The sequence below is a fragment of the Candidatus Glassbacteria bacterium genome, from assembly GCA_019456185.1.
GTDB lineage: Bacteria > Gemmatimonadota > Glassbacteria > GWA2-58-10 > GWA2-58-10 > JAJRTS01.
This window is the reverse complement of sequence record VRUH01000016.1, coordinates 59,658-70,529: the sequence shown is the minus strand read 5'-3', so window position 1 is coordinate 70,529 and position 10,872 is coordinate 59,658. Positions and strand designations below refer to the sequence as shown.

Here is a 10,872-nt window from a genome sequence, read left to right as displayed (position 1 = left end):
CCCGGCATCGGGCAGGGCCTTGTCACCGGCGCAATTCGCAAAAGCCGGCGCAAACAAGGATATCAATACCAGCTGCAGCCCTGAGAGCAAACTCACTCCGGCGCGGCATTCCATCTTTCTGCCTCCCTCCCGGTTCAGACCTCGTAGCTCCGCAGATCGACCGCATGCTCGACCCGCGCCCCGGATATTTTCGCACATTCTGCCGCCAAAATCTCGGGGGCCAACGGTGAATAAACATGGTTGATCAGGATTTTTTTCACTCCGGATTCAGCGGCCACCCGCGCCACCTGGGACGGTGTCATGTGGCCATCCACCCGGCCGGCGTCATCGGCGCTGCACTCGCAGACCAGCAGATCGGCGTCCGCGGCCAGCCGCACAAGCTCCGGACAGTACTGGGTATCTCCGCTCAGCACCAGCGCCCGCCCTTCGCGTTCCACCCTGTATCCCAGCCCTCCGGACTCGCCGTGGTCCATCGCCGCGCAGCTTACGCACCAGTTTCCCTCGATTTCGACATTATCACCGGGGTTCAGCTCCCGCAGAGCCAGTTCGTAGTTTGTCGGCGTTACCGACGGCCAGGCGGCCTGAACGCGGTGGTAGAAATTTTGCAGACCGGCCGGACCGAAAACGGTCAGGGAGCTGGTTCTCGGCTCGGGCGGCGCGTAGTTGGCGGCGAACAGGAACGATACCAGGTCCAGGGTGTGGTCGGGATGGTAGTGGGTATAGAACAGGCGGCTGGCAGCGCGCCAGTCGATCCCCGCACGGACCGCGCGCTGGAGCGTCCCCGAGCCACCGTCGAACAGCAGCACCTCCGGTGATCCATCGCCGCTGACCGCGAATCCGGGCGATCCCCGTTCCGCATGGGGCACCAGGGTTCCGGAACCCAGTACGGTCAGTTTCATCGAGCGCTCCTTGCCCGGTTCACTTGCCCAGCAGGTTCAGCACCGCCGTGGTCATCGCGACCATGCCGGTCCTTAGTGTCGGTTCGGGCACCGGGCAAAACAGGGGCGAGTGCAGTCCGGGACGCGACACCGGATCGCTGCCGGGTTCGGCGGTGCCCAGGCGCATCATGAAGATCGGCACGTCGTGGTCCGTGCGGCCGAACTCGGAGAAATCCTCGCCGCCGGTGGTGGGCAAAATCTGGATAACGTTGTCTTCACCAAGTCTGGCTTTAAGCGCCTGGACAGTGTTCACCACCAGCTCGGGGTCGTTGTAGAGAGCCGGGGTAAACTCGACTCCCCCCTCGATAATCGGCAGGCGGTCCTCGGGTACTCCGGCCGCGCGGGCGGTGTGAATGGTGATCCGCTCGATCGATTCCAAGATCTTCTGACGGACCTCTTCCTTGTACGAGCGGATAGTCAGCTGGAGCTTCACCTCGGCGGGGATGATATTATGCTTGCTGCCGCCGTGGATCGAGCCGACCGTGACCACGCCCGTTTCGACCGGGTTGATATTGCGGCTGATCACGGTCTGCAGGGCATTGATCACCTGGGCTGAGAGTACTATCGGGTCCACACCCTGGTGCGGCCTTGCGCCGTGCGCCCCCACTCCCCGGATCGTGATATCCATCATGTCCACATTCGCCATCGCCCAGCCCGGGCAGTATCCCACCTGTCCGGCCTCAAGCGAGGGGTCGGTGTGCTCGGCAACTGCGTAATCGGGCACGGGCCAGCGCTCATAGAGCCCGTCGGCCAGCAGAGCCCGCGCCCCGCTGCCGCGTTCCTCGGCGGTCTGCCCGACAATCACCACCGTTCCGCTCCACTCGCTTTTCAACTCGGCCAGCATCCTGGCCGTGCCGATCAGCACTGTTGTGTGGACATCGTGGCCGCAGGCATGCATCACCCCGACCTCCTCACCGCTGATATCGGCCATCCGCACCCTGCTGGCGTACGGGAGGCCCGTGTTCTCCACTATCGGCAGGCCGTCCATGTCCCCGCGCACCAGTACAGTCGGTCCGGGGCCGTTACGCAGGATTCCGACCACTCCCCAGCAGGTGTAGTCGAGATGACCGGGATATTTGCCGACCGGGTGGGTGACTTCATATCCGGCTTTGCCAAGCTCTCCGGCCAGGCGGGTGCTGGTTTCCTTCTCGAAAAAGCTCAGTTCCGGATTGGCATGGAAATGCTTGTACATTTCCAGCAATTCGCCGGTGTGCTTTTGCGCCAGCGCGTCCAGATCGGGAGGCGCGGCGGTTAACGATAACTGGACGGCCAGCAGCATGCCCAGCGGCAGTAGGGCAGCGGAAAAAAATCTCATCAGGGCTCTCCCCGGGAAGCGGTTAAGTTCGGTTAGCCGCATAACTATATCACCCCGCGCGCCGGATGACAACAGCCGCCTCGTTATTTTGGTGCGAGGATTCACGGTATTTCCCGCCTTCCCCAGCCGGCGGCCTTGATTTGAGCGGCGAAAATGCTTAAACTTGTCCCCTGCCGCCTCACAACGGCCAACAATCAAGAAAACTCAAACTCAGATACGGGGATTCAGGATAATGAGCACGACTTACGAGAAGCCGCAGGCATTGCTGGTCGGCGGCGGGATGATCACCGAGATCCAGATCCTGCCCTCGCTCTACCACCTGCAGAATACGGGGCTGATCGGCGAAATCTCGATTATCGCGCTCGACGGCCCTCCGTTGAAGAAGATCGCCGATAACCAGACCCTGCAAACAAGTTTCCCGGGACAGACTTTTACGCCGTATCCCGATTTCACCAGGGTCGGACCCGAGGAGAAGTTCCCCGACCTGTTCAAGCAGGTGCTGGCCGATGCGCCCGAGCACAGTATCGCGGTTATAGCCGTGCCTGACCAGTTGCACTACCCGATGGTCAAGGAGGCGCTGAACTGCGGCCACCACGTGCTGTCGGTCAAGCCGCTGGTGCTGAAATACACTGAAGCTGTGGAACTGGAGAAACTGGCTCTGGAAAAGGGACTGTTTGTCGGGGTGGAGTACCATAAGCGTTTCGACGACCGCAACCTGATCGCCCGCGCCAAATACCGCAACGGTGAGCTGGGCGAGTTCCGCCTGGGCTACGCCTCGCTGATCGAACCGTGGTACTACCGCAACTCCAACTTCCAGAACTGGTGCACCACCGAGAACAGCGACATGTTCACCTATATCGGCTGCCACTACGTGGACACGATCGCGTTTATCACCGGGCACATGCCGGTTGAGGTAAGTGTTTACGGGGTGGAGGAGCCGTACCCGAACGGCAAGATGGGCTACCTGTGGACCGACGGCCGGGTGGTGTGGGACAACGGCGCGGTGCTGGCCGCCCTCAACGGGATGGGCTACCCCAACGTGGCTCCGGGCGGCAACAGCCAGGGAATGGCCATGTTCTGCCGGGGCGAGAGCGACGGGGCGCTGGTGATCCACGACGACCAGTACCGCGGAGTGAAACACAGCTACACGGTCAAGGGCGGCGACGAGGGAGACAGCTATTACAACGAGGTCAGCCCGGACTATTTCAAGCTGCTGGACATGGGCGGCAAAGCGATGACTCCGGTGGGCTACGGCCATCGCTCGGTGGAGAATATCATCAAGGCGTCCATCCGGGTCGAAGCCGCGGCCGAGGGCAAAACGGGCGAGGAGGCTCTGAAAGCCCGCCGGGATATGATCCGGGCTATCGATGAGGAGGGCGTAATCGCCACGCCGGCCAACAGCTCCTACAACGAGCTGGTGATCGAGGCCGGCCGGATGTCGATCACCAGCAAGGGACGCCCGGTGGTGATCGAGTACGGCGATAACCCCCACGTGCATTTCAGGGACTGAGCGCCGGACGAAATGCGCAACTAAAAAGCCCCCGGCTTCAGCGGGGGCTTTTATAGTTTATGTTGTAATTGTTGAACAACTCTATTTATTTCTCAAGGTCGGCCTGGAGGCGGGGCGGGGGGAGCGGCGGAAAGCAATGATCGTGCCGCCCCGCTGAGCTTTTGTCTTTCGCTTCTTTTCCTTATTTCTTCTCTTGATGCTTTTGCTTTTCTTCTGACTCCTGTCTTCTGTCTCCTGACTCCTGACTTCTGCCTTCCCCCCTACTCCATGAACAGGTCCGTCAGCCCCAAATAAAACACCGGCTCGAACGACCTGCCCCGCTCCTTACGCAGCAGAAGCAGCTCGCCCGTAAAATGCCCGCCGGGAAATTTTGCAGTAACGGACTTTCCCGCAGCGATCACCAGCCGGTCGATATGATCGGTGAATACGAGGTCGAAAGCGGCTCCGTTCTCATCCTGGGAGTAAGTGCGGATTTCCGGCAGCGGGGTATCGTCATGCCTCAGCGGGTACAGCACGGTGACAAACGTTGCCGGCATAGGGCGTTTCGCCTCGAAAGTCACGTCCCAGGCCGGGTTCTCGCCGTAAAGCGATGTCCAGCCCACGTGGGGGTCTTTTTGTCCTTTTTCTTTCCGCGCCCTGATATCAGCGCCCCCCACCTGCATCACCGCGATATCCGCCACTCCGGGGTTGTCTCCCACCGCGGTCCGGTTGCCGATAAGTTCCACCACTCCCGGGCCGACCCCATCGGCGTCGTGAGTGGTAATCACGGGTGAGAAATGCCAGACCTGTTCCAGGCGGTGCTCTCCCGGTCCCAGCAGACGGTCCAGCACCACCCAGTATTCCTCTTTCACCCACAGTACCTTGCGCTCGTGGTGGATATCGATCAGGCTCTCGCGCTCCTGATCCCTGGGGCCGTCGTACCATAGAGGGTGGAGTTTTTGGGCGAACCCCGCGCGGTACGCGCCGGCGGCCAGGATATACTTTTCATGCTCCTCCCAGCGCGAGTCGCTGTCTGGAAAACTTTCGCCGGCGTAGGGGTGCTCCTTGTCGAAAAACATGTCGCGACGCTGGCCCAGCCCATCGACCAGCACCACGTTATGCCCCCGGCTGCCCCGGAAATAACGCTCGAACCCGTCGTTGCTGTAACGGTAGATTCCCGGGTCGTGAATCAGCTCCCGGCCCTCGGCGTAGACAATCAGGTTCAGCTTGTCCTCGTGCTGATGGTTTGTCCCGTAGTAACCCATGTCGAACAGCATGTACTGGGCGTAGGGCGGCCACGCCTCGCGCATTACTCCGTAGCCCGCCCAGCGGAACCAGTGGGATTTTTGCTCCGCGCCGGCGTCGGGATACTCGGGGATTCCGACCGGGTACTGAAACAACTGGTTGCCGGGGAAAAGCTCGCGCCCTGTTTTCTGCATCGCTCCGATATAGCTCTTGGCCGGACCCGTGTCGCTGACCATCGGCTTCGATCCGTCGGGCAGCGTACCCAGCACCAGCGCCTCGATCCCCCGCTCGATCACGCCGGTCCAGCTGCTGTCCAGCGCCACGCCCATGCTCAGGGCCAGCTTGTACACCTCGGCCTGGGTCCGGAGGGGAAACGCGTGGTAGTAGAACGAGTTCTCGGTGTGGAGTCCATCAGGGAAATACATCTCGCGGTTGAGATAGTCGAACCGCCGCAGGGCCGTGCGACGGTAAAGAGGGGCATCCGGGTGCTCGGAGACTATCATTGCACCGCTCAACAGGCCCGCGCTCTCCACCTGGCCCCAGTTCGAGAGGTGCCGCATGTTGTGCACCATCAGGTAGTCGGCGTGAAGGTAGAGGAAATAGGCCAGCGGAAAAAACATCCTGTCGACAAACATGCTGTCGGAGGCGGCGAGCGCCATGATCTGCGGCCAGCGGACTGAGGGCCGCGCACCGGCCTCCAGGGTGCGCCACTGCAAGCGTCCCTGCCCGATATCCGGCCGGGGCGACTGCTCCATCCACGATTCCAGCAGCTCGATCAGCTTGTCGCGATATTTCTTCTCGCTCGTCGCCTTCCAGGCACGAGCTAACAGTAATAGATGAGGATGGTTGTTGATCGAGACGTTGGACTCGATATCCCCGTCGAGCACCGTGGTCCAGTCCACCTCGTCGCCGAAATCGTGGCGACGGACCATGTGGGCCCGCAGGATGAAGACATTCTCCAGCAGGTCGTCGGCCTCGGCAAGCTGACCATCTCCCAGCCCTACCCGCTCGGGTGCGAACGGCGCCAGTTTTTCAGCATAGTACCTTGCGATAACCTTTTCCGCCTGCTCCCGTTCACGATCACCCAGCGCTCGCTTCAGCCTCCCTCCCCACTGGCCGGGAAGTTCGAGAGACTCGATAAACTCCTCGCGGCTGTCGCCGAGATGGAATGTTTTTGCTCTCCGGTCGAGATCCCCCCCGGACGCCCGGGCATAGTCCAATACCTCCGGGATCAGCGGCAGGTTCTTTTCCATTGCTGTCCGTGCCACATACAACACTGCCGCGCTGTCCGCACCGGAAACATTCTCCCAGCCCCGGCTCAACGGGTAATACATCCGCGCCAGGCCGTAACCGTAGCGCGGGTCCAGGCTGTCCGGCGTACTGTGCAGCATTCCAACCAGCGCCAGGGCGGCTCCGGCCAGGCTGAAATCCTGCTCTTCCTCGTACTGGAAAGCCAGCATGTAGTCCGCGTATTCATCCAGCAGGCGGGTGCGGGCGGTGTCCAGCTTCCCGTGGGATATTCCGTGATCGATGAGGGCAAATGTCCGGCGGGCGACTGTGGGCAGGTCCAGCGAGTCCGGGGCGAACAGGTGCGGAACAGTGCGGCCCTCGGGGCTGGCGAGATCAGCTGCAGCCGGGCCGAGGACGCTTTGCACTGCTGGCGGCAGCCCGGACAAATCGACAACCTGTTCCCTGCCACTTTGTGAGGTACAAGCGACGATCACAAGTGCAGCAAACACATAGCGCCACGGTTTCATCAACCTGCCTCACTTACTCTGAATTCGATTTGTATTTAAGCTGAAAATTCTCAGGTAATCAATACACACCCCTGTTTCCCCGCTTATCAGGGGATCAATAATCCTGCTCATCCTCCACTGTAACCGAGCAAAATTCCTTTCTTGAAAGGGGTGTCCACGGTATGCCGGGACGGAGTGTGTTAAACCAAAACTCACATACCCTTAGCAATGCAACATTTCTTCAGCTAACCGCACAAAACTTGTCAATCCGGACTACAAATCCACCAGCCCCTCGGCGTACTCGCCGATCCGGCGGCCGTTGATCGTGATATCGGCACTCAGCACGCGGCGGCCGCTTGCGCCCGGCTGCGCTTTGAGCAAGAATGGCACGGCCACCTGCTGCTTGGCCCCGATAGTCAGCGTGCGGACCGGGTGGGCGCAATCAAGGTCCGCGGGCGTTTTCAACTCAACTTTAACTTCCGCCTCGACGAACAGGTGGTTGCGCATCATCACCTCCACCCTGAACTCCATCCCGGCCTGCGGCTCGGAGCGGTACGGGTAGAACCGGCACCAGTTGTAGTCCATCCCGAAATTGGGGTCCGGCTGGTCGATATATGCACTCATCACCTCGCGCACGCGTCTGGCCCAGCCCAGGAAGCCCTCCAGGTCCTCGCGGGTCGGGTAGTACTCCTCGGTATGGGCCGGGCAGACCATGTCCGGCGCGTACTCGAGCATCAGACTGGCGCACTTGATAAAACCCCCGTCGAGGAAATACACGTTGTGCGGGACCAAGGGACCGTTACGCACCTTGTCCGGCCACACCTTGTTCCAGGTGTTGTCCCCGGTAAACATCACCCGCTGCCCGTCCACCTCCACCACCAGGCCCGTGTGGTACTCGGTCTGGCCCGGCATGTGGAAAAATTCGAGGGTGTATTCTTCCCACTGAATCCGTTCGCGGTCATGGACCACCCGGTCGGCCTCGATCGGGAACGGGATCAGGCAGGGCAGCTTGAAACGCTTCGGGTGCTCGTGGACCTCCACCATGTTCTCGTAGATCCAGATCTCCGTGCCGTCTTCGTGCCCGAGTTCGTAAGCCCGGATATTATGGTCGTCGTGGTAGTGGCTGAACGTGACCACGTCGATTTTGTCCACGTTGAATCGCCGCTTGAACTCGTTGACCATCCTGCGCTCCACATACCCGTAGTCCCAGAGCAGTGCCTTGCCGCTTTCGCTGACCAGCCCGTAGGTGTTCATCCCGATATACGCCAGGTGGGGCGTGATCTCGCGCACCTCGTGCTTGACGCGGTGCAGTTCGTTGGGGATCAACATCTCGCGGAGTTCCGCGTGGATTTCCCGGTTGGCGGCCATCGCGCCCGCGGGATCGGTTATCTCATCGCCGTGGGACGGCAGCAGGACTTCCGGCCGGTGGGCCAGTACGCGGGCAAACGACGAGTCGCTGGCGTTGATCCCCTGGGTGAACCCGTAATAACTCCAGTGCAGATCGAACCAGTTGGTCACCTTGCCACTGCCGCTGATCAGATCGCCGCTGAACGCCACCGTGCGCCCGTCGATCACAGCCGCGTAAGTCACCGCTCCATGAGAGCTGCCGCGGGTATCGACCACCTTGAATGTGATTCCCCGCCACTCGAAACTGTCGCCGCCGGCCACTTTCCGGTCAACGCGGATACTGCGGCGGAGAGTGTTCCAGTGCGAGCGGCAGTCGTAGTTGATGTGCAGCTTGACGTTGTCCCAGAAATTCTCGACATCCTCGAAAAAAACCGCCTCTGCCTCCGGGATAGTCACCTTGAACTCGTAGCCGCCGATATCCACCAGCCCCTGGGCCTGGTCGCGGTGATGGTGGGTCAGCAGGACCTCCTCCACCGTTTCCACGCCGATCCCGGCCAACCGGCCGAGCACGTCGCCGGTCCCGAAATCGACCAGCAGGGCCGCCGCGCCGCTCTTGACGATATATACATTGGCGCAGTCGCGGTAGCGGTAGAGATTCTCCGAAATCCGCTCCAGCGCCCCTGTGGGCACGAAATCCCTGGTGTGGCTGAGCTCGGGCTCATAGGGAAAATCCTCGGCCTGCCGAACCGCCGGCGGTCCCTGGATGCCGGTCTGTCCGCCGGGACCGGGATTGCACCCGGCAGAAATCATGCAGATCGACAGGGCCAGGAAAAAAGTTGATCTGATCATGGGGCTCTCCTGATTATGAGTTCCGTCGGCTGTGGATTCCATCTCCTCCGGGCGGCTGGGGCCCGCCTGTCCAAATATTTCCCCTGCAAGTCCGATGTCAAGGGTTTTGCCTCTTGGCTGCCGCAACGCTGTCGCGGGAATTTATTGCGCCCCCCGCCGATCTGGAATATATTGAAAAACCACCTCACAGGCCGGAAAAGCCTGGCCCTCGCCGTGAAACCGAACAGGGAGGACTGCTTTGAGCAGGATCAGCGCCCTTTGGGGAAACGTTTTCAATGAAGAGACCAACGAGCGTTCAGTGGCCGCCGTGTTGAGGCGTATCCCGGTATTTACCAGCCTTTCCAAAACTGAAATGCGCCAGGTGGAAAAAATCGTTTACCTTCGCAACTACCACGAGGGGGAAGTGATCTTTGTCGAGGGGGAACCGGGCGCGGGGATGTACGTGATCGACAGCGGCAAGATCAGGATCTGCCTGGGACCCAATACCGACGAGGACCATGAGATCGCCATGCTGGAGAACGGCGATTTTTTCGGCGATCTGGCCCTGATCGACGACCATCCGCGCTCGGCCACCGCGGTAGCTGTCACCCCCACGCGGTTGATCGGCTTCTTCCGCAGCGAACTGATCTCGATTATCAGCCGCAGCCCCAGGCTGGGCGTGAAACTGCAGCAGAACATGATGCAAATCCTGGTCAGACGGCTGCGGATAACCGACCAGCGGCTTAACGACTGCAACGAAAATCTGCTGGAACTCCAGCAGCAGCTTGAAGCCCGCTCCAGCGTATCAGATGATGAACAGGCCTGAGGATGATAATTTCGGACAGCAAAGATTCCCATCCGCTGATATTCAAACCCGCATTCAAGCTCAGCATACTGGGGCTGTGCTCGCTGCTGTTGATTACCGTGCTGCTCTGGGTCCCCGGCCTGCTTTCATCGTTCCTGCTGGCCCTGATTTTCGTCTTCATCCTCTCCCCGGCTGTCGATTTTATCGAACGACGCGGCGTGTCCCGTTCCAAGTCGATCCTGATTGTCCTGCTTGCGCTGCTTGTCACCATGGTCCTGACCGGGATGCTGCTCAGTAATCTGGTGCTGGGAGAATACGAGGATTTCGCCAGCCAGATTGACTTCTACAGCAGCATGATCAACGACGAGATCAACCGGAGGGTCGGCGAGCTGGAGGGCAAGTTCGGGCTGGGCAGGTTCGATTTCGGCGAGCGGATCCTGGCCATGGGCCAGTCGAAAGTGCGCCAGGCCCTGCTGTTCACGGGGGCCACGTTCGGGACCGTGCTCACCTGGATGGTGATTGTCCCGCTGGCGCTGTTTTTCTTTCTGCTCGACGGGTACCGGATCAAGCGGGCTGTGATCGGGTTCCTGCCCAACCGCTATTTCGAGATGAGCCTGAACATCCACCAGAAGATCAACCAGATAGTCGGCGGCTTCATCCGCGCCAAGCTGATCGAATCGCTGGTTGTCGGCAGCTGCGTCCTGACCGGCTTTATCGTCGTCGGGATGGTGTTCCAGCCGATTTACTACATGGTTTTCCTGGCGATTACGGTCGGCCTGTTCAACATCATCCCCTACCTCGGTCCCGCAATCGGCGCGATACCGGTCCTGCTGGTGGCGATTGTCCAGTATGTCCTGCTGCCGCAGTTTCCCGAGTACGCGGACACTGCTGAGTACGCCTCGAGCTGGGCGCCGGTGCTGGCTATCGTGTGCGTGCTGGCATTCGCCCAGCTTGTGGATAATGTCTACCTGATTCCGGTGCTGCTGGGCCGCTCGGTGAACGTCCACCCGCTGATCGTGCTGCTGGCCGTAATCCTGGGCGCCAAGATGCTCGGGATTATCGGCATGATCATCTCGATCCCGCTGGCAAGTATCATCCAGACCATGATATTCGAGGTGTCCGAGAGTATCCGCCACCTGCGCCACTGACACCGCCCGGCGGCGCTTTGC

General features: G+C 60.6%; 7 protein-coding genes. 3 read left to right on the top strand and 4 right to left on the bottom strand.

Features of this window, described 5'->3' with window-relative positions; genetic code table 11:
- Positions 1 to 134: 134 nt before the first annotated feature.
- The gene (locus tag FVQ81_08240; GenBank protein MBW7996538.1) at positions 135 to 899 is read right to left on the bottom strand and encodes an MBL fold metallo-hydrolase; all 765 of its coding nucleotides are present in this window, start codon (positions 897 to 899) and stop codon (positions 135 to 137) included.
- Positions 900 to 918: 19 nt separating this feature from the next.
- Positions 919 to 2,253 carry an amidohydrolase gene (locus tag FVQ81_08235; GenBank protein ID MBW7996537.1) on the bottom strand — a complete coding sequence of 445 codons (1,335 nt, stop codon included), beginning with the start codon at positions 2,251 to 2,253 and terminating at the stop codon, positions 919 to 921.
- Positions 2,254 to 2,485: 232 nt separating this feature from the next.
- On the opposite strand from FVQ81_08235, the gene FVQ81_08230 reads away from it, so the two are divergent.
- Positions 2,486 to 3,763, top strand: a complete 1,278-nt coding sequence (locus FVQ81_08230; GenBank protein MBW7996536.1) for a Gfo/Idh/MocA family oxidoreductase — start codon at positions 2,486 to 2,488, stop codon at positions 3,761 to 3,763.
- A 260-nt stretch (positions 3,764 to 4,023) separates the two neighbouring features.
- Here FVQ81_08230 and FVQ81_08225 read toward each other — a convergent pair whose 3' ends face one another.
- Both FVQ81_08225 and FVQ81_08220 read right to left on the bottom strand, forming a co-directional pair.
- A complete protein-coding gene (locus FVQ81_08225) occupies positions 4,024 to 6,744 on the bottom strand; it encodes a hypothetical protein (protein ID MBW7996535.1) in 2,721 nt (906 codons plus the stop codon).
- Between the two features lie 252 nt (positions 6,745 to 6,996).
- Positions 6,997 to 8,961: an MBL fold metallo-hydrolase gene (locus tag FVQ81_08220; protein MBW7996534.1), complete on the bottom strand. Its 1,965-nt coding sequence runs from the start codon at positions 8,959 to 8,961 to the stop codon at positions 6,997 to 6,999.
- Between the two features lie 196 nt (positions 8,962 to 9,157).
- Between FVQ81_08220 and FVQ81_08215 the strand changes: the two genes are divergently transcribed.
- Both FVQ81_08215 and FVQ81_08210 read left to right on the top strand, forming a co-directional pair.
- A complete protein-coding gene (locus FVQ81_08215; GenBank protein ID MBW7996533.1) occupies positions 9,158 to 9,724 on the top strand; it encodes a cyclic nucleotide-binding domain-containing protein in 567 nt (188 codons plus the stop codon).
- Positions 9,725 to 9,726: 2 nt separating this feature from the next.
- Entirely contained in the window at positions 9,727 to 10,851 is a 1,125-nt protein-coding gene (locus FVQ81_08210) for an AI-2E family transporter (GenBank protein ID MBW7996532.1), read from the top strand.
- The last annotated feature ends 21 nt before the right edge of the window (positions 10,852 to 10,872 follow it).